Origin of the sequence: Caulobacter mirabilis (genome assembly GCF_002749615.1) — a bacterium.
Taxonomy (GTDB): Bacteria; Pseudomonadota; Alphaproteobacteria; order Caulobacterales; family Caulobacteraceae; genus Caulobacter; species Caulobacter mirabilis.
In genome coordinates, this window is record NZ_CP024201.1 from 895,514 (window position 1) to 913,892 (window position 18,379).

Here is an 18,379-nt window from a genome sequence, read left to right on the forward strand (position 1 = left end):
CGGCGAAGCCGGCGGACATGAGCAAGAAGCGAGATCAACGCGCGACGAAATCTAGGATTGGCCAAATACCGACCGGTTGGTATGTCGCTTGTAAGGAGCGACGACATGGTTCGAGACGACGGAACGCAAGGACGCATCCTCGACGCTGCGGTCAGGTTGATCCTGACCAAGGGTTATGAGGCGACGAGCATCAACGACGTCTGTCAGGCTACCGGGCTGACCAAGGGCGCCGTGTTTCACTATGTGAGCGACAAGGAGGCGCTGGGCGCCGCCGCCGCCGCCCGTTTCGCCGATCGGGCGACGGAGCTCTTCGCGGGCGCCGCCTATCATGAGCCTGCGGATCCCAGGGACCGGCTGCTGGCCTATGTCGACCAGCGTCAGACGATGATGCAGGGCGGTCTCCCGGATTTCACCTGCCTCTTCGGCATGATCGCGCAGGAAACCTATGTCACCCGTCCGGCCCTCGCCGCGGCCTGCGGCGATCATATTCGCAGCCACGCCCACACGCTCGAGCCCGATATCGCCCAGGCCCAAGCGGACGGCGACGTCGCCTTGCCGCACGGGCCCGAAGGGCTGGCCCTCTTCATGCAGGCGATCATCCAGGGCGCGTTCGTGATCTCGAAGGCCGGCGGCGACCCCGCACTGGCCGCCCAATGCCTGGATCACCTCAAACAGTATCTGACGCTGCTTTTCAGCCGCCCCATCAGCGCGGCGTGAGGCCGATATGCTCAGGCGCAGGTTCCTGAAGACCGCCGCCGCGACCGCGGCGCTGACCGCGACCCTTCCCGTTCAAGCCCAGGAGACCCTCGGCATGCCGAATGTGAACTTCGCCGACATCAACGGCCAGCATGTCTTCTACAGCGTGCACGGCGCCGGCAAGCCGCTGGTTCTCCTGCATGGGGGCGTCAATCCGGACAGTTTCGGGGGCAATCTGGCGGCGCTGGCCAAGGGGCGGCAGGTGATCGCCGTCCATCTCCAGGCGCATGGGCGTACGCCGGACACCGACAGGCCCCTGCGCGCCGAGACGCTGGGCGACGACGTCGCCGCTGTGATCGGCCATCTGAATCTCGGAAGGGCCGACGTCATGGGCTATTCGCTGGGCGCCGGCGTCGCGCTCCAGACCGTCATCCGTCACCCGGACGTGGTCGACCGGCTCGTACTCGTGGCCGGAAGGATGAGGCAGGACGGCGCCTATCCGGAGGTGGTGGCGGCCTTCAATCAACTGGAGGCCAACGCCGCCGCGATCGGCCCCGGCGTAAAGGCGTCGCCGCTCGGGCAGGCCTATCCCGATGTCGATTGGACGAGCCTCTTCGCCAAGGTCGGCGACCTGACCAAGCGCCCCTTTGACTGGAGCGCCGACGTCGCCAGGGTCCAGGCGCGCACCTTGCTGGTCTTCGCCGACGCCGACTGCGTCCGGCCTGAGCACATGGTCGAGTTCTGGAAAGCGTTGGGAGGCGGCCAGCGCGACGCCGGGATCGACGGCTCTCTGCGCCCCGCGAACCAGCTCGCGATCGTGCCGAACGCCACCCACTACACGCTGGCCGTCGACCCGCTGCTGCCCGAGATCGTCGAGCGCTTCCTCGCAACCCCATAGCAGGTCGCCGGTCGCGGCGAGGCCCGCGATCTGGCGGGTCTAGTTCTCTTGGAAAGCAGGAGAAGAATGGCGCGCTGAGTCGGTAGGTGCGGAGAACTACTCCTACGCCATGGCGCTATAGACTACGCCAGCTAGTCAGTTCGGGCAGAGACTGCCGCTTTGCGCCAATAGCTGCGTTGGCTCGTCGCCGGGGATTGGACGTTCTGTGGTCAACCGTGTGAACAATCTTCCGCCTGCCTGACCGATCTCCACCCCTATTGATTGAGGTTCCGGGTAGGCGGTCAAGAACGGTAAGCCACCGTCCAAATTGGAAGCGATTCGCATCGCAAGTCGTACTAGTCACGTTCCGCCCGAGCTTTACCATGGGTTGCGATTCCGGGAGGCCTCCCGGCCCATGACACAGGATAATAGAATGACCTCAGGGGGCGTAGCGACGCAGAGCGGGTTCGCCGCCGAGCAACGCGTGGCCGACGCCTTTCGCCGGCTAGGCTACGTCGTCCATGAGCAGGTTATGGTTGGCCCCCTCACGGTCGATCTGGTGCTGGAGCGACACGGAACACGCACGCCGGTAGAAGTGGTGGGCGTTTCCAACACGATCAAAAGCGACCAGCTCCGCCAGACGATCGTGCGCCTTTCCACCCTCCGCGGCGCCGACATCTGGACTGGGACCCCGATCGTCGTAGTGGCCGGGGACATGTCCTTGGCGACGCGCAATTGGGCGCGCCACCAGACCGACGCCTTTGTTTACAGCCTCCAGGAGTTGGAGGCTCAGGCTGCGGCCGGTCTGCCACCGACACCCGTCGCCGAGACCCCTGTCGAGCCACCCGAGGCCCCGTCACGGCAAGTCGCCGAACGCAACCAGGCGCGGGCGTCGCTGATCACTGAGCTGCGGAACCATGACAACGGCGCCGCCGTCCTCACCCCGGCCGACTTTGAACGGCTGTGCATGCGGGTCTTCACGTTCCTCTTCGACCCCGACCTGTTCGGGTTCGAGCGGCAGGCCGAAACGACCGACGGCGGCAATCGCTACGACTTCATCTGCCGGATCGCACCCGGCCGCCCCTTCTGGGACAGTCTGCGGGCAGATTTCCGAACCAAGGCGCTCCTCTTCGAGTGCAAGAACTACAGTGCGCCGATCACCGCTGATCAGATCTATTCGACTGAGCGCTACTTGTTCGCGGGTGCCCTGCGGACAGTGTGTTTCCTGATCGCCCGCAAGGGCGGCGACGCGGGATGCATGCGCGCGGCGCAAGGCGCGATGCGTGAGAGCGGCAAGCTGATCCTGGTGCTGTCCAACCTCGATCTGATCGAAATGCTCGAGACTGGTGAAGACCGCGACAGCGCCGAGAACGTCCTCGACGAGCGCATCTGGCGTTTCATCATCAGCCTGCCGCGTTAGATCCCCTCGTCTCCGAGGCGAGGCTCACGCACATGCATCACTTTCGTCTTCGCCCCTTGCGATAGCCGCTCAACCACTGAACCACATTGCCATAGTCTTTGAGAGCCAAGCGGTACTGATTCCGTTGCTGGAACTCAGCTGCCCCGCGAGTGAACCGTGACGTTGTGACGAGCATTGCGCTCGACGCGTTGAAGTCGCAGAGCGTGCCGTAGAGTTGGCGGACCAGACCAACTTCAATTGGATTGTCGATGCTGTAGCGCTTGGCTTCAACTAGACAAAGCATCTTTCCGTGCTCGGTATCCCGAGAGGCCAGAATATCTTTGCCGCCATCGTTGGATCGAGGCGTCAACTCGACCTCATAACCCATGTCCTCCATCAGGTCAGCGATCAGTTCCTCGAACTTGCGCGGGTCGAGATCGTAAAGGCCGGCGGGCTCTTTACGCAGTTTCTCGATGAGGATTTCATTCGCCGTAATGATGCGCGGCTTTGCCGCGACGATGAGTTGCTTGTCCGGGACGATTAGCCCCTCGTCCATCCCGTAAAGACGGCCTCGAATGAGCTGCTTGATCTCGTCGTAGCTCTTGCCTTGTGTGAGGTGATGAAGAAGGGCAAGCGCACTAGGATTGCCGTTGGCGGCCGCCAGCACCTGTGGCAGTTCGTCGGCAGGAAAATCGATGTGAAGGCCATGGCGCACAAACTCGCGCCCCTCCTCCATAGTAAGCGGGCCAAGTGCAAGTTGGTCACGAGCGAGCTCACGCTCTAGAGGCTCGCGTCTCGTGAAGACCACGGCCTCGATGCGCTTCAGATTCTGAATCTGCTTCGTCATCTCAAGGATAGTCGCTGGAGCGAAGGCGTCGGCGTTGTCGATCCCGATGATCCTCGGGGGCTCTTTTTCTGCTCTCAGCTCTGCCAAGCCCGCTTGAACGAAGAGCCTTGCTTCAGTCGGATCATCCGGCAGCGTCCAAACCCAAGGACGCGGATAGCTGCGAACTGACGCCGCGAAGTAGTGGAGAAGCGCCGACTTGCCGATGCCAGGGGGACCATGGACAATGATGGGCCTGCTCGGCCCGCGATGTGCTCGCTCCGCTAACCATTCCCATTCTCTGTTGCGCCCAATAAAAACAGGAATTTCTAGCGGCTGCTCCAAGCTCGGCCCTGATTCCAACCTAGTCCCCGGTTTTTGAACAAATCGCGTCTAAGCACTGGCCAAACCCTAACGGGCAAATGCGGGCATGAATACCAAGCAGAGACATCGGCCATGGCGCGAGCCATCTAGGCACAAGATCCGCATCCCCGCTTGCGAAACCACGCATTGCTCGCCTCCAATGCAGCGTTTCCGTCTTGGCTGATAACAAGAACCAGCATTTCGTTCCGCGCTGCCACTTCCGTCCGTTCACTCGAGACGGCGGCGGCAAGCAGATTCAGGTCGTTAACCTCGATCGTCGTCGGGCAATCAGCGACGTCCCTGTCCGATCGCAGTGCTCTGGCGACTACTTCTACGGCGATGACCCGCAACTCGAAGCGGCGATCCAAATGGTCGAGCAGGGCTACGCCGCCAGCGTTCGACACCTCCTCGCCGGCGGTGAAATTCGCCGACTTGATCAGTCAGTTCTGCGACGGTTCATTCTCTTGCAATTCTGCCGCACAGAGGCCGCCTCGCGCCGCGCCGCAGCCATGACGCACGCGATGACTGATATCCCCGGCGTCGAGCTTGAAGGCCGGCCGGTCACTGATCGGGAGGCGATCCGCATCGCCGTCAAAGCCGCAATGCACGAGTACGCGGGCCTTATGCGAATAGTCGACGACTTGAAGGTGTGCATGGTCCGCAACAATACCCAGATCCCCTTCATCACCTCGGACGACCCGGCTATCCTAACAAACCGCTGGTACCTCCAGAGCCGACGTACCCAGGGCCTTGCCTTTGGAGCTCGGCACGCGGGGACGCTCTTCTTGATGCCCCTGTCCCCCCAGGTCCACGCCGTGCTCTATGACGGCGACATCTACACCGTCGCTCATCGCGGCGGCTGGATCGATGTCCACGCTCCCATGGATGTCGCAGCGCTCAACGAACATCAGATCCTAAACAGCTTCGCTAACCTGTACTTTCAGGATTGGGAAAGCAGGAGCGCGGTGCTGTCAGCGATGGAGGACGTCATCCCTCGACGCCCCGCGAGCCGCCAGGAAGTCTACTACGCCGTCAAGGATCGAACGACCGATTGGGGTACGCGCTACGCGGTGAAACCTCATGCCGAACTTGAGATTGGCGAAGAAACCCTCGTACACATCATCGGCGTTCGTCCGCGACCGGCAGCTTGGCCTTCGTTTCTGCAGTACCGTCGCGACGGCAAAGCCTACTACAACGGTACGCGTGCGGGCTACACACGCCGTCACTGCATTGAAGCCGGTTTCGTCACAGGGCACGGCTATCGAAAGGTTCGCCTCTGATCGATATTGGAGGAGCGCAACCTGGCCATTCCCGCCAAGTCAATGTGGGCTTCATCGGAAGCGTGGCCAGCCGGTTTCGCGGCGCAGTGCAGTTAGGATCAGGTTGTAGAATTCTGGGTCTCCGCCAGCGAAGCCGCCACGCACCACCTGCTCAGCAAGGTCGGTCCGTGTCAGCGAGCTGAGCGCTTCCGGGGCTCCAATTCCATCACGACTGAGCCGACCAGTCGGCGTATGCATAAGTTGATCGGCCTTCGCCGCGAGGTCGACCTTGCTGTAAGTCGCGCCGGCGTGAGCGACTGCGGCTAGCAATTCGAACCGTTCAAAAATGCGGTCGAATTCGACAATCGACATGAACTCCTGCGCCAAACTCACCCCGAAACGCTGGCGAAGATAGTCGCTGAAAATGTCGTGGCCTTCGAGGTTGCCAACCTTGGCCCAAGCGCCTTCCCGAGATCCCTCCCACTCCTGAAGGAAGAGGTGTCTGATCGCAGGAAGCTCCTTGTCGTCGTACTTGTTGCGAAATGTCTGTGTCAGCCAAGTATAGAGGCGCGCAAAGCGCCCCGCTCGCACCAGGCCAAGGCCGTAGGCGTACCAGAGCAGCACGGCGGGATAGCTTCTCAACGCGTTCCAGAGGACGAGGCCGCTGGCGGAGGAGTGCGTCGTCCACTCGACCATGAGGTCGCGAGCAAGTCCGCTCTCGGTGTCATCGCCCCAACGACCCATTGCCCAGAAGACACGGACAAGCGGTTCGGCGGCCGCCTCAAAACTCTCGATACGTCGCTGAAACTCTGCGGCTTTGTCCGGCAATTGTTGGGTCTGGCCGGAGATGTCGGCAGAATCGATCCTGGCATAGGCGCGGCGAGCCTCTTCATTCACTAGTTCACCGAGGCTAACGCGCTGTTCCGGATTGGCGAGGTACCGCTTGGCCGTCGCTGCTAACAGATCAAGGCTGAGCGGATGGGGACGTGACAGACGTGCCTGTATCTCGACCTTTCGCTGAAGCTCTTCGAAAAAGCTGTCCGCATCAGCAATCTTCGCCCAGCGCCCCCCGCGCTGGTTGAGCAGATCGGCTGACAGCCCTATTGGTTCCGCGCGGCTGGCCCAAACCGTGGCGTAACGGCGGCTTGGCGCACGACTGATGGCGTCTCGAAGTGCCACGTCCCACTCGCCGGACCATCCGCAAGTCACCAGACCATGCTCGTCCCAGATACGATCAAGCAGCGTGTTCAATGAGCTCGGATACGTAGCGAGTTCTGCGTTGGTGTTACGAATGCGAGTGTCGAGGTAGTCACCGTGGACCTTCACGACGAGGCACCGAGTGTGAATCAACGGAGTCATGCCAAGAACGCCGTCCTCGGTGCTTACGACGGTTGGCTCCACTCCCTCTTCGCGCAGCGCATTCTCGGTCAGACGGTCGAAGTTCGTGGTGACGATCACCCGGACGAAGCCATCTCGGACTAGGCGGGCTATTGCACGGTGCGCCCTAGTCGGCGTCTTCAACCCTTGAGCAAGTTCATCCGTTGTGGGCTCGATGAACCGATGCAGGATTGCCCGCCGCTCGTCGGGCGACGTGGTCAACTTGTCCAACAGGACGCCATAGTCAGGTTCACCGCCAATGGCTTCGCGGTACCAATCCGCCGGATCGTCCGGCGGCGATCCCAGTTCTGCCGCCGCCACCCTGCGAGTGAGCTCAAGGATCACCTCCCAGCCAGTGGGGATGCCAGCGGCGCGTGACACTCCGCTGCCGAGTAGCAGCGCGAACACACCTCTGTTCTCCACCATGGAGAATGCAAGTGAGGTAACTGGGTCGATCATCGTAGTCTCTTGAAGGCCCAAAGGTGTCTATAGAGCTCCGCAAGCTGGTCGGCCTTTGCGGCAGTGAAGCCTTTGTCTCCTAACTGCGCGCGCAGATCCTCGAACGGTATCTCCTGACGCCCCTCCAGGATCAGTTCGTAGAAACGGTTCCAGTCGAGCGGATGCAGGGACGACTTGTTGGCGCAACCGACAAATCGGTCGAGGAGAATTTCAGTCCGAGCGGTCATTTGGAATGCAGCCGCGCGTTCAGACTCGATACGCAGCCGAATCCGTTTGCCGTGGTCACGGTTGAATTCCTTCAAGAGCGGAGTGATCAACGAGCGAGCTGCCTCGATGTAGACCGCGCGGCTCGGTGGGTCAGGACGCCATCGTTGGGCTCTAACCTCCACCGTAACCCGCCCAAGGGCGGCGCCATGGGCGAGAAGCTGAAACCCAAGGTCTTGGTGGGGGCTTGCTTCGCGAAGGCGAAAGTTCGCCCCATCGATCTGAGTTGTCCCTCGACCGATGGTGCGGCGCTCGACATCGAACCGTCCCGACCTACGGCCAATCTCCGCCATCATATCGAGGAAGTCTCTTGGGCTGCCAGATACAGCGACATCAATATCAGGAAGCGAAGCGGACATGCTGCAGCTCTCGTTTTCCGACTACCTAGGCGATGCTAAGAGCAGTTCAATACTGCAGCCCCGAAAGCCCCTCAAATGCCGTACAGCGATGAACAGATTGGTCAGATGGAGGTCATGCTTGATGAGTGGAGCGAACGCGAGCGAGCCATGACCCGAGCGCTGTTCGACCACCCCTTCGTCGACGATGTTGCACGAGAGATGCTGCGGCATGGGGTGAAACGCAGGGTTGCCGACCTACAACATGGCCTGGACCGAATTTTCGAGATCCTGCCACCAAACGCGGCTTCTCCGTCACGGCGCGATCTTCACGATGCTACGGCGTTCTTGCAGGCCTTCGTCATCAACACATTCGGAGCCATCGACAACTTGGCTTGGGTTTGGGCGCGGGAGGCTAGCGTGCTGGATTCCCGCGGACGCCCGCTGCGGCGTGGTCAAATAGGGTTGACGCCGGACCACGCGATACTCCGCGGCAGCGTCTCAAGAGAGACGCAAGAGTACCTCGAAAGCACCAACGAGTGGTTCGGGTACCTTGAAGAATACAGGCATGCGCTAGCTCACCGCATCCCGCTCTATATGCCGCCCAAGGTGTTCAACGAAGCTGACACTGCGGAGTTTAGGCGGCTAGAAGCGGAGATGATCAAGGAGGGTTGGAACTGGGACCGCTGGAACCAAGTCCAGAACGCTCAGAGCCAGCTAGGCACCTTTGAGCCCGTCATGATGCACTCGTATGGCGAGGGTGCTCGACCGGTACGGTTTCACGCCCAGATGGTCTGTGATTTCGCGACTGTGATCGAGATAGCAGAGCACATAGCCAGAGACCTCCAGGCACTTCAGGTCTCTCGCAGTTGACGTTCCTAAGGGCCTTAGCCCTCTATCGCTAAGCCCTGATGGGAATGCGCCATGGTCAACATCACGGTCCGCCCGGTTCATTTTGAAGATTTCAGCGGCGTTGAGTTCGAACGCCTCGTCTTTGCATTCCACTTGAGAGCTGGCTGGGGCGATCTCGCATGGTACGGCCAGACAGGCAGCGACCTGGGGCGCGACATCATCGGCACCGAGATCTTCGACGATCGCCCCAACCAGATAACCGTCATTCAATGCGCCAATCGAGTCAGCCTTAGCCTGTCAAAGGCCGAGCGCGACATGGCGTTGGCCCTTACCGCACCGACGGGCGCTCCTGTCGCCTTCAAGTTCGTGTGTCGCTCGGCGGTATCCGCCAACATGCGTGATCAGATCAGAGCGGCGGGCAAGGACCTAGGCATCCCGCACGTTGAAATCTGGTCCGGCGCTGAGTTTGAGGAGCAGCTGCGGCTGCGGGCGGAATTCCTATTGAAGCGGTTTGTTGAAGGTATTGTCTTCCCCGATGCCGCCGACGAGCTACGGCGTTTTGTGGATGACTTTCCCGATCTTACCGATGAGGAAGCGCTGGGACTGATGGCAGCAGTCTTGGATCGACCCGCTCTGCAAACGCCGTTCTTGCATGAAAGCTATCTTCCGGCGTTCCAGCGGGCGATCGACGACACGATAAGGGCGCTCAATACCGGTCTTTGGCAGACGCGAGAGGGCGCTGAAATTCGCCGCATCCCTTCGCGCCATCACCTGAAGTCGGAAGCAAATCGGGCCGGGATCGGACGAGTTGTCCGCGAACTCGATGAGGTGCGCCGGCTGTTCAAGCACGGCCTTGCTGACGGCAGCATCCAGCATTGCGGATGTGGCGACCCGAACTGCCCAACCTTCTTGGTTAGGCCAGAGACCGCCCATGCATTGGACGCCGCCAGAGGCGCCGCGCTGAGTACCTTCCGGTCTCTAAGTCCGGGCTTCAACGTCGAGGTACGGTAGGTTCGACCTCAGTCCACATCGAACTGAAAGGTCTCTCCACCGTTAAGGGCCGGACGTGGCCGGGCGTGACCGGAGTAGCCGGCACCGTCGGGATTCAGTTCGAAGAGAACGCCTTCATGTCGGCGAAGTGCTTTGGCGTGACTATCCGTAACCACGATTTCGACCGTCTGGAGGCGGCGTGGTGCGCGAACGCCCGCCAACCTAGCGAACACCTCAACCGTGTAAGCTCCGGCCATGAAGCGATACTCCGCTTCATGGACCGACAGGACGAAATGGTGGTTCACAGCAACGCCGGTCTGACCGACGAACAGGCCGCTGCCAACGTTCAAACGGGTGGTTTCGCCATATCCCCAGAACCCGAATGTCTGCTCTGAACCAGTGCGGGTGAGTTTGGCGAACATCCCTTCGATGACCTGTCCCCTTGCAGCTGTGCTGTAGAGAAGGCCGCGTAGGAAAATCTTAGCGGTGACCTTGGGTACATCATCAAAGCCGAAGAACACGACGTGCGGCTTGGTCATCGCCAAGCGGCCCCGCCTGAAGAGGGTGAGCCAGGCTGTGGTCGCGGAGATGCCCAGCGATAGGCTTGCGATGATGATGCTAACAATGGCTGGCGTCATACGCAGACGGTAACAGCCTAGAGCATCGAGCTTCTAGTCGCGGCGACTATCGTACCGTCGCTGACAGAACCCAGTCGAGCGGATCGTCCAGGTGGTCCCGGCTATTGCCTTCAATAAATTCGATAATTCTCAGAAGCCGGGACCACAGCCGTATGCGAGGTCCCTAGAATTCTTCAACACCATCAACGGCATAGGGACCGGAGGTCCCGGGCCTTTTATCTCGCCGTCGTCTGATGATGTTCCGTGAGCCCGCTAACGCCCTCAAACCCCGCACCGAGCAGACCCGCCAACGGTGCCGCTGAGCCCCCTCGGCGCGGAGAGATTCCGCCCTGGAGCGCTTGGTGGAACGAAGGGCCGGACGGGCCGATGAGCGTCAAGGGCGCGCGCCTTTGGCGCGCGTCGCGGAGCGACGGCGAAGCCGCCCTTGACCCTCAGCGCCCCGCCCGGCAGAGGCTTGGCAAGCGCTTCAGGGCGAGCCCTGACCCAATGGGGTCCAGGCTCCTACGATTTCAGGCGAACACCCGGGCCACCCATCTTCGCTTCCCCAGCATCCAAGAAGACTACGCCGGCTGCTTCCAATGCGCGCTGTACGGCTTCGACATTGGCTGCCGTGCTGCGGCCGGGGCCGAGCGGTCCTTCCATGCGTCGAATGGTGGGCATCGAAAGCCCCGAGGCTTCCGCTAGCTGTGGCTGGTTCCAATCGACCAACGCGCGTGCCGCTTTGATCTGAGCCGCCGTCAGCATGAGATCATCATTTTATGATTATATTGCATCTTTTTATGTTGATCTTGTGGGGCCGCCGTGATACGGAAATGATAATCACTGATCTGGAACTTACGCTATGGGCTCGCATCGAAAGATGGGCGACTCTGCGCGCCCGCCTGGAATGTCTCGCCGGGTGGTGCTTGGCGTTGCCTCGGCCGTTCCGGCCCTTGGCCTGGTTCCTGCCGCCCCGGCCGACCCGCTCGTCGCTCACTGCGCTGAATGGCTGGCCATCGACTTCGAGAGCGACCGGCTGAGCCTTCGGTGGGCGGCGTTGGAGAGTTGGCTGGTCGACGAATGTCGCTGGTTCAAGCTCTCCACCCTTGAGCGACATCGCCTCCCGCAAGCCGCCGAGATGTTCGAGATCGAGGAGCGCCTGGATCGGCTCTCGGACGAGCGCGAAGTGCGGCTGGAGGCCTTAGCCAAGCTTGGGGCGCAAGACCTTCACGGCGTCGCCAGCAAGCTCGCCGTCGCCGCCCGTGTGCTGCTGCATGAGGGAGGCCCCACCCATCAGCTCGTGGCCGACGCCGTGCGCGTGTTGGCCGCCCAGAACTGCCCCAACTGCGGAGCGCCCTATGTCACAGGCGTCGAGCGCCGCTAGCAGGCCTGCCGCAGCGTCCCTGTCTCTCCACGCCGGTCCACGACCGCTGACAGAAGCGCTTGCCGCTAGGGCCTCCTTGCCCAAGCTGGCGGCATGGCGCGTCATCCCCATCGGCAGGCTGAGCCGCCGATTGACCTCTTCGACTATCAGCAAGACCAGCCGGACGCGCCGCGACCGGCCAAGCCCGCCGACGATCCGATCAGCGTCTCCGACGACTGGCCTCGTTCAGTCCCGATCACCGACCATGAGGCGCGGGTCATCGAGGCCTTCTTCGCCGATATGCTGGACGAGCTGTTCGGCCCCATTCCCTGACACTCAGGAGATACCGCCATGGGCAGGATGATCGCCCCCACCACGTCCTCGGCGCCGTCGAGGGCGGCGCTCTACCTGCGCGTCTCCACCGGCCGTCAGGCCGAGAGCGATCTCTCGATCCCCGATCAGCGCCGCCAGCTTGAGGCCTACTGCGCCGGCAAGGGCTGGGGCGTTGGCGAGACCTATGTCGAGCCCGGCAACACCGCCACCGATGATCGACGGCCATCCTTCCAGGCGATGATCGACGCGGCCATGACAAAGCCGGCGGCCTTCGACGTGATCGTCGTGCACTCGTTCTCGCGGTTCTTCCGCGATCAGTTCCAGTTCGAGTTCTACGTCCGCAAGCTGGCCAAGAACGGCGTGCGGCTGGTCTCGATCACCCAGGAACTGGGCGATGATCCGATGAGCACCATGATGCGGCGGATCATGACGCTCTTCGACGAGTACCAATCGCGGGAGAACGCCAAGCACACCCTGCGGGCCATGAAGGAGAACGCCCGCCAGGGCTTCTGGAACGGCTCACGGCCGCCGCTGGGCTATCGCGTCGTGGTCGCTGAACAGCGGGGAGCCAAGCTCAAGAAGAAGCTGGAGATCGACCCGATCCAGGCCGAGAAGATCAGGAAGATCTACCGCCTGGCGCTGTTCGGCTTGGATGGGACTGGGCCGATGGGCTTCAAGGCCATCTGCAATCACCTCAATGACCAGAACATCCGCACCCGCGATGGCGGTCGGTTCGGGCTCGACGCCATCCATCAGATTCTCAACCGCCCGACCTACAAGGGTGAGCACCACTTCAACGCCCGCAACCACAAGACCAAGACGCGTAGACCTGAATCCGAACACGCCATCTGCGCGGTCCCGGCCATTGTCAGCGAGGCGGAGTTTCAGGCGGTTCAGGACTCGCTGCGGCTGCGCAGCGCCCAGTTCATGCACCCTCGGTTCGTCGCCCCGGGAACGCTGCTGGGCGGCATCTGCTTCTGTGGTCTCTGCGGCGGGGCCATGACCCTGCGCACCGGCAAGAACGGGCGCTATCGCTACTACACCTGCTCGACCAAAGCGCGGATCGGCAAGGAAGGCTGCACCGGTATCACCGTGCCCGAGAGCAAACTCGACGACGCCGTCGCCGACCATCTGGAGCGGCGGCTGCTGGAGCCTCAGCGGTTGGAGGTCCTGCTCGGCAATGTGCTCGACCGGCGGAGCGAATGGATCGACCGCCGACGCGCCCATGTGACCGAGCTTCGCCAGCGCTCCGCCGAGGCGGCCGCCAAGCTCACGCGACTCTACTCGGCGATCGAGGACGGTCTCGCCGCTGCCGGGGAGGAAGGGCTCAAGGATCGGATGGCCGAGCTAGCCGCGATCCGCGACGAGGCCCGTGCGGACGCAGAGAGGGCCGAGGCGGCCATTGAGAAGCTCGGGCCGACCCTGACCCCCGAACGCCTCGAAATGTTCGCCCAGGCGGCTCGGGAGCGGATGCGGGCGCCGGACGGCTCATACCGCCGCGAACACCTGCGCGCGGTGGCTCAGCGCGTCGAAGTGCTCTCGACGACCGAGATCAAGATCATGGGGTCTAGAACGGAACTCCTCCGCACGCTCGCCGCGTCGGGAGGAGAAGAATCGGCGATCCTGCGAGTTCGCAGTTTCAAACCGAAGTGGCGCGCCCGGAACGATTCGAACGTCCGACCCTCAGATTCGTAGTCTGATGCTCTATCCAGCTGAGCTACGGGCGCGCACTCTACGGGGCCGATTTGGGCTCCGGCGAGGGCGCGGAACCTAGTCGGGCCTTTTGGGAAAGACAACCCGTCTCGAACGCTTTTTTCGTCCTGCGACGAATTTCTCCTGTGGATGACGGAAAAGGCCTAGCGCCGAGCGTGATCGCGCCAGGCGGGGACGCCGCCGGGCAGGGCGGTCGCCTCGTAGACCCCACGCGCGATGGCGCGCGCCAGACAGTCCGCCGCCAGGGCGCCCAGTCGGGCGACGGTCAGCTCGGGCAGGTCGCCCAGGGGCCGCAGTCCCGTGGACAGCGCGAAGACGACGTCGCCGTCGGTGGGGGCGAAGACGGGACGGACGGCGCGGGCCATGCCGGCCTGGGCCATCATCGTGACGCGTCGGGCCTGGGCGGGCGTCAGGACCGCGTCGGTGGCGACGCAGGCGATGGTGGTGTTCTCGCGGGCGGCGGGATTGATCTTCGACAGGCCCCAGTCGTCGGGGCCGATGGCGAGGTCCGCCGAGCCCAGGCCGCCGAACTCGCCGTCGATCTCCCAGGGCGCGGCGTAGAAGCTGCGTCCGTCGCCGCCGACCACCGCGCCGAAACTGTTCACCGCCGCGATCGCGCCCACGGTGTAGCCGTCGGCGGTGACGATCGAGGTCGAGCCCAGCCCGCCCTTCAGCCCGCCCGCCTGGGCGCCGTAGCCCGCGCCGGCCGTGCCGAGGGCGATGTCCAGGCCGGCGGTCTCGGCCGCCTCGATCGCCAGGCGGCGATAGGGCGGCTCGAGACCCCAGTCCTTCGCCCCGCCGTTGGCGAGGTCGTAGAGGATGGCCGCCGGCACCACGGGCGACTTGGGAACGCCCGGCCCGCGCGCCAGGCCGAAGCCGCGCCCCCGGGCGCCCAGCCAGGCCGCCGCGCCGTCGCCGGCCGCCAGGCCGTAGGACGAGCCGCCGGACAGAACCACCGCGTCCACGGCGTCGACCAGGTTCTCGGGATTCAGCGCGTCGGTCTCGCGCGTGCCGGGGCCGCCGCCCAGGACATCGACGGCGCAGACCGCGCGATCGTCCGGCAGCAGCACGGTCACGCCCGTGCGGACCGCCGCGTCATGGGCCTGCCCGACCCTGAGGCCGGGGACGTCGGTGATGAGGTTGCGGGAACCGGGACGAGCCTTGCTCATGCAGACGACCTGACACGCGTCCCAGAACTTGTCCATGCAGGGGGCCTTTCCCTGCCGGGGACGCGCCCTATTCTAACGACAGCCATCGCGGAGCCCCCATGCGTCTGACCGGTCTGTTCCTCGCCCTGTTTCTGGCCGGCTGCGCCCAGGTTCCGTCCGCACCCTCCGCGCCGCGCCAGGCGACGGCCGAGGCGGCCCATCCGATCATGGTCGCCGCCGCCAATCCCCACGCGGTCGATGCGGGTCTGCGGGTGCTGAAGGAGGGCGGCACGGCCGCGGACGCCGCGGTGGCGGTCCAGGCCGTGCTCAGTCTGGTCGAGCCGCAGAGCTCCGGCGTCGGGGGCGGGGCCTTCATGGTCTACTACGACGCCGCCAGCCGGAAGGTGACCGCCTACGACGGCCGCGAGACCGCGCCGTCCGGGGCTTCGCCGGACATGTTCCTGGGCCAGGACGGCAAGCCGCTGCCCTTCCGCGAGGCGGTCCTGAGCGGTCGGGCCACCGGCGTGCCGGGCGCGGTGGCCATGCTGGCGCTGGCCCAGAAGGAGCATGGCCGGCGGCCCTGGTCGACGCTGTTCAGCGACGCCGAGCGGCTGGCCGACGACGGCTTCGCGGTCAGTCCGCGCCTGGCCGCCTACATCCAGTCTCCGCGGGTGGTGCAGAACGGCGTGCCGGACGCCGCCCGCTATTTCTCCAGGCCCGACGGGACCAAGCTGGTCGCCGGCGACCGGCTGGTGAACAAGGCTTACGCCGAGACCGTCCGCATCCTGGCCCGCGACGGCGCGCAGGCGCTGTATGAAGGACCCCTGGCCGAGGCCATCGCCGACCGCGTGCGACAGGCGCCGCTGCCGGGCAGTCTGACGACCAAGGACATCGCCGCCTATCGCCCGCTGAAGCATGACGCCCTTTGCCGGCCGTTCCGGGTCTATCAGGTCTGCGTCCCGCCGCCGCCCTCCAGCGGCGTGGCCCTGCTGCAGGGGCTGATGCTGCTGGAGCGCACCGACATCGCCGACCGCGCCGCGACCGACCCCGTCGCCTGGGTCAAGCTGGCCGAGGCCGAGCGGCTGCTCTACGCCGACCGCGACCGCTATGTCGGGGATCCGAAGTTCGTCGACGTGCCGGTGAAGGGCCTGCTGGACCCGGCCTATGTCGCTGGACGCGCGAAGCTGATCGGCGACCGCGTCGGGCCCGAGCCGGAAGCCGGAACGCCTCCCGGCGCGCCGGCGCGCCGCAAGGACCGCACCCTGGAGCCGGCCGGCACCAGCCACTTCACCATCGTCGACCGCTGGGGCAACGCCGTGTCGATGACCACCACGGTCGAGAACGTGTTCGGCACCGGCCGGATGGTCGGCGGCTTCTTCCTGAACAACCAGCTGACCGACTTCAGCTTCAGTCCCAACGATCCGGACGGCGCGCCGGCCGCCAACGCCGTGGCGCCGGGCAAGCGGCCGCGCTCGTCGATGGCCCCGGTGATCGTGCTGGACCGCGAGGGGCGGCTGGTGGCGGCCCTGGGGTCGCCGGGAGGCAACGCCATCCTGTCCTACAATCTCAAGGCCATGGTCGGAATCTTCGACTGGGAGATGCCCGTCCAGGCCGCGTTCGACCTGCCCAACCTGGTGGCCAAGGGCGGCTGGTTCTCCAGCGAGCCGGACCGCTACCCGCCGGGCGTGGTCGAGGGGCTGAAGGGGCTGGGCCTGACCTTCAACAGCACCGCTGGCGAGAACAGCGGCCTGCACGGCTTCGTGGTGCGGCCGGGGGGCGTGCTGGAAGGCGCGGCCGACAGCCGTCGGGAGGGGCAGGCGCGGAGCGAGTAGTCCTCTCTCTCCCGTATCCTCGCGACGAGCGCGAGGAGGACGGATGGGGGAATGGCGGATGAGGGATGGAGGGGCGGCTTACGCCTCGGTCGCCTTCTTCCGCGTCCGCTTCGGCTTGGGCGCTTCCGGGACGCCAGGCAGGCTCAGTTCGAACACCGAACCTTCCGGTCCGGTCTTCACCAGGGCCAGGTCGCCGCCATGGGCCTGGGCCAGTTCGCGCGAGATGGCCAGGCCCAGGCCCGTGCCGCCGCGCCGGGCCGAGCCGCTGAACGGCTGGAACAGATGGGCCAGGGCCCGTTCCGGCACGCCGGGGCCGTTGTCGGCCAGCCTAAGGACGCTCAGGGCGCCCTCGGCGGTGAGCGAGGCCTGGACCTGGCCCGCGCGGCCGTCCTGCCCCTCCATCGCCTCGCGGGCGTTGCGCAGCAGGTTGACCAGGATGCGGTGCAGTTGGTCCGGGTCGGCGTTGACCTGGGCGGTCTTCTCGAGGCGCGCGATCAGCCGCACGCCGTTGTCGCTGAGGCCGGCGTCCTCGGCCGCGGCCTCCAGCGCCGCCAGCAGCGGCAGCGCCTGGGCCTGAGGCGCGGCCTCGGCGGTCTTGCCGTAGGCCAGCACGTCGGTGGCCAGGGTGACGGCGCGGTCCAGCGCCCGTTCCAGGCGCGGCATGGCCTGGGCCACCTTGGGATCGCCGATGGCCGCCAGGCGGTCGGAGGCGATCTGGGCGCTGGTCAGCATGTTGCGCAGGTCGTGGTTGATCTTGGCCACCGCCTCGCCGAGCGCCGCCAGCCGGGCGCGGGAGTTGAGGGCGGCCAGCAGGTCGGCCTGCATGCGGGCCAGCTCGGACTCGGCGCGGCCGATCTCGTCACGGCGGCCGGAGGGGCTCACCCGCGCCGCCGGATCCTCCGGGTCGGCTCGGAACCGCTCCATGGCCAGGGTGATGCGCTGCATCGGCAGGACGAGGAAGGCGTTGAGCGTCAGATAGACCGCCAGGCCGGCCAGGATCGAGACGAACAGGGTGATGGCCAGCAGCCGGACCAGATAGCCCCACAGCGCGTCCTTGAGCGGCTGCTCGGGCATGACGATGTCGATGAACTCGCCCGAGCGGAACCGCGGCTCGGCGATGACCCGGACCATGCGGTCGTCGCCGCCGAACAGGGTCTGGAACGGCGCGGTCAGCCAGCTGACCGGCTTCTGGTCGCGCAGGTCGACGAGATAGGGCGAGCGCAGGTCGCGCGGCGCGGCCAGGATCAGGCGGCGCATGCCGTCGGTCTGCACCGCCACCGACACCACGCCGGCGTTGGCCAGCAGCTGCTGGCGGACCGGGGCGGTGACCTTCCGGGCAGGATCGGCCTCGGCGATGGTCGAGGCCAGTTCAGCGGCGCGGATGCGGTCGAGCAGCCACTGCTCCTCGAAGGCCGCCAGGGTCGGCGGCACGACGAACAGGCCCGCGCCGAGCACGAACAGGATGGTCAGGATCAGCAGGCGCGCGGACAGGCCGCCCGGCCAGAGCCAACGCCGCGAGGGCCGGCCCGCCGGTGCGGTCGTCTCCGTCGATGGCGGCGGGACGTCGGCCATGCCCATGCGTTACTTCACGAAAGCCTGATCGGCAACGTGATCAAGGTTTGTCCGCGGAGCGAAAAGGGCAAGGGCGTTCGACGCCGGAAACATCCGGATCATGCCGA

17 protein-coding genes and 1 tRNA gene are annotated in these 18,379 nt (G+C 64.7%); 10 read left to right on the forward strand and 8 right to left on the reverse strand.

Features of this window, described 5'->3' with window-relative positions; genetic code table 11:
- The first annotated feature begins 105 nt into the window (after positions 1-105).
- The 3 genes from CSW64_RS04325 to CSW64_RS04335 all read left to right on the forward strand — a co-directional run bounded on the left by CSW64_RS04325 (position 106) and on the right by CSW64_RS04335 (position 2,993).
- A complete protein-coding gene (locus CSW64_RS04325; RefSeq protein ID WP_099620950.1) occupies positions 106-717 on the forward strand; it encodes a TetR/AcrR family transcriptional regulator in 612 nt (203 codons plus the stop codon).
- Positions 718-724: 7 nt separating this feature from the next.
- Positions 725-1,594: an alpha/beta fold hydrolase gene (locus CSW64_RS04330; protein WP_150131323.1), complete on the forward strand. Its 870-nt coding sequence runs from the start codon at positions 725-727 to the stop codon at positions 1,592-1,594.
- 412 nt (positions 1,595-2,006) lie between these two features.
- The gene (locus tag CSW64_RS04335) at positions 2,007-2,993 is read left to right on the forward strand and encodes a hypothetical protein (protein WP_099620951.1); all 987 of its coding nucleotides are present in this window, start codon (positions 2,007-2,009) and stop codon (positions 2,991-2,993) included.
- A gap of 37 nt (positions 2,994-3,030) precedes the next feature.
- Here CSW64_RS04335 and CSW64_RS04340 read toward each other — a convergent pair whose 3' ends face one another.
- Positions 3,031-4,140 carry a restriction endonuclease gene (locus tag CSW64_RS04340; protein ID WP_150131324.1) on the reverse strand — a complete coding sequence of 370 codons (1,110 nt, stop codon included), beginning with the start codon at positions 4,138-4,140 and terminating at the stop codon, positions 3,031-3,033.
- A 194-nt stretch (positions 4,141-4,334) separates the two neighbouring features.
- Here CSW64_RS04340 and CSW64_RS04345 point away from each other — a divergent pair, with 194 nt between their 5' ends.
- Entirely contained in the window at positions 4,335-5,438 is a 1,104-nt protein-coding gene (locus tag CSW64_RS04345; RefSeq protein ID WP_172448453.1) for a DUF4238 domain-containing protein, read from the forward strand.
- A gap of 51 nt (positions 5,439-5,489) precedes the next feature.
- On the opposite strand, the gene CSW64_RS04350 is transcribed toward CSW64_RS04345, so the two are convergent.
- Both CSW64_RS04350 and CSW64_RS04355 read right to left on the reverse strand, forming a co-directional pair.
- On the reverse strand, positions 5,490-7,253 hold the full coding sequence (locus CSW64_RS04350; protein ID WP_099620954.1) for an SIR2 family protein: 1,764 nt from the start codon (positions 7,251-7,253) through the stop codon (positions 5,490-5,492).
- Complete coding sequence (locus CSW64_RS04355; RefSeq protein WP_150131325.1) at positions 7,250-7,876, reverse strand: hypothetical protein; 627 nt, start codon at positions 7,874-7,876, stop codon at positions 7,250-7,252. Before CSW64_RS04355 ends, CSW64_RS04350 begins: the two co-directional genes overlap by 4 nt.
- Before the next feature lie 75 nt (positions 7,877-7,951).
- Here CSW64_RS04355 and CSW64_RS04360 point away from each other — a divergent pair, with 75 nt between their 5' ends.
- Together CSW64_RS04360 and CSW64_RS04365 are read left to right on the forward strand one after the other, a co-directional pair.
- Positions 7,952-8,725, forward strand: a complete 774-nt coding sequence (locus tag CSW64_RS04360) for a hypothetical protein (RefSeq protein ID WP_099620956.1) — start codon at positions 7,952-7,954, stop codon at positions 8,723-8,725.
- 51 nt (positions 8,726-8,776) lie between these two features.
- A complete protein-coding gene (locus CSW64_RS04365) occupies positions 8,777-9,715 on the forward strand; it encodes a hypothetical protein (RefSeq protein ID WP_099620957.1) in 939 nt (312 codons plus the stop codon).
- Between the two features lie 8 nt (positions 9,716-9,723).
- On the opposite strand, the gene CSW64_RS04370 is transcribed toward CSW64_RS04365, so the two are convergent.
- A complete protein-coding gene (locus CSW64_RS04370; protein ID WP_150131326.1) occupies positions 9,724-10,239 on the reverse strand; it encodes a hypothetical protein in 516 nt (171 codons plus the stop codon).
- Positions 10,240-10,833: 594 nt separating this feature from the next.
- Positions 10,834-11,076 (reverse strand): helix-turn-helix domain-containing protein, encoded by a 243-nt coding sequence (locus tag CSW64_RS04375; RefSeq protein WP_099620959.1) that lies wholly within the window; start codon positions 11,074-11,076, stop codon positions 10,834-10,836.
- A gap of 154 nt (positions 11,077-11,230) precedes the next feature.
- Between CSW64_RS04375 and CSW64_RS04380 the strand changes: the two genes are divergently transcribed.
- The 3 genes from CSW64_RS04380 to CSW64_RS04390 all read left to right on the forward strand — a co-directional run bounded on the left by CSW64_RS04380 (position 11,231) and on the right by CSW64_RS04390 (position 13,702).
- Positions 11,231-11,695 carry a hypothetical protein gene (locus tag CSW64_RS04380; protein WP_150131327.1) on the forward strand — a complete coding sequence of 155 codons (465 nt, stop codon included), beginning with the start codon at positions 11,231-11,233 and terminating at the stop codon, positions 11,693-11,695.
- Between the two features lie 93 nt (positions 11,696-11,788).
- A complete protein-coding gene (locus CSW64_RS04385; RefSeq protein WP_099620961.1) occupies positions 11,789-12,007 on the forward strand; it encodes a hypothetical protein in 219 nt (72 codons plus the stop codon).
- A 27-nt stretch (positions 12,008-12,034) separates the two neighbouring features.
- Positions 12,035-13,702 (forward strand): recombinase family protein, encoded by a 1,668-nt coding sequence (locus tag CSW64_RS04390; protein ID WP_245863888.1) that lies wholly within the window; start codon positions 12,035-12,037, stop codon positions 13,700-13,702.
- Here the strand turns inward: CSW64_RS04390 and CSW64_RS04395 are convergent.
- A tRNA-Arg gene (locus tag CSW64_RS04395) sits at positions 13,658-13,734 on the reverse strand. The genes CSW64_RS04390 and CSW64_RS04395 overlap by 45 nt on opposite strands.
- A gap of 129 nt (positions 13,735-13,863) precedes the next feature.
- The gene (locus CSW64_RS04400; protein WP_245863828.1) at positions 13,864-14,925 is read right to left on the reverse strand and encodes a P1 family peptidase; all 1,062 of its coding nucleotides are present in this window, start codon (positions 14,923-14,925) and stop codon (positions 13,864-13,866) included.
- Between the two features lie 62 nt (positions 14,926-14,987).
- Between CSW64_RS04400 and ggt the strand changes: the two genes are divergently transcribed.
- A complete protein-coding gene (gene ggt, locus CSW64_RS04405; protein ID WP_099620962.1) occupies positions 14,988-16,700 on the forward strand; it encodes a gamma-glutamyltransferase in 1,713 nt (570 codons plus the stop codon).
- A gap of 78 nt (positions 16,701-16,778) precedes the next feature.
- On the opposite strand, the gene CSW64_RS04410 is transcribed toward ggt, so the two are convergent.
- Positions 16,779-18,278, reverse strand: coding sequence for a sensor histidine kinase (locus tag CSW64_RS04410; protein WP_425430363.1), 1,500 nt, complete (start codon positions 18,276-18,278; stop codon positions 16,779-16,781).
- Between the last annotated feature and the right edge of the window lie 101 nt (positions 18,279-18,379).

Coding starts and splice junctions, on each gene's coding strand:
- CSW64_RS04325 (WP_099620950.1), top strand. CDS start 106: ATGGTTCGAGACGACGGAACGCAAGGACGCATCCTCGACGCTGCGGTC.
- CSW64_RS04330 (WP_150131323.1), top strand. CDS start 725: ATGCTCAGGCGCAGGTTCCTGAAGACCGCCGCCGCGACCGCGGCGCTG.
- CSW64_RS04335 (WP_099620951.1), top strand. CDS start 2,007: ATGACCTCAGGGGGCGTAGCGACGCAGAGCGGGTTCGCCGCCGAGCAA.
- CSW64_RS04350 (WP_099620954.1), bottom strand. CDS start 7,253: ATGATCGACCCAGTTACCTCACTTGCATTCTCCATGGTGGAGAACAGA.
- CSW64_RS04355 (WP_150131325.1), bottom strand. CDS start 7,876: ATGTCCGCTTCGCTTCCTGATATTGATGTCGCTGTATCTGGCAGCCCA.
- CSW64_RS04360 (WP_099620956.1), top strand. CDS start 7,952: ATGCCGTACAGCGATGAACAGATTGGTCAGATGGAGGTCATGCTTGAT.
- CSW64_RS04365 (WP_099620957.1), top strand. CDS start 8,777: ATGGTCAACATCACGGTCCGCCCGGTTCATTTTGAAGATTTCAGCGGC.
- CSW64_RS04375 (WP_099620959.1), bottom strand. CDS start 11,076: ATGCTGACGGCGGCTCAGATCAAAGCGGCACGCGCGTTGGTCGATTGG.
- CSW64_RS04385 (WP_099620961.1), top strand. CDS start 11,789: ATGGCGCGTCATCCCCATCGGCAGGCTGAGCCGCCGATTGACCTCTTC.
- CSW64_RS04390 (WP_245863888.1), top strand. CDS start 12,035: ATGATCGCCCCCACCACGTCCTCGGCGCCGTCGAGGGCGGCGCTCTAC.
- CSW64_RS04400 (WP_245863828.1), bottom strand. CDS start 14,925: ATGGACAAGTTCTGGGACGCGTGTCAGGTCGTCTGCATGAGCAAGGCT.
- ggt (WP_099620962.1), top strand. CDS start 14,988: ATGCGTCTGACCGGTCTGTTCCTCGCCCTGTTTCTGGCCGGCTGCGCC.
- CSW64_RS04410 (WP_425430363.1), bottom strand. CDS start 18,278: ATGGGCATGGCCGACGTCCCGCCGCCATCGACGGAGACGACCGCACCG.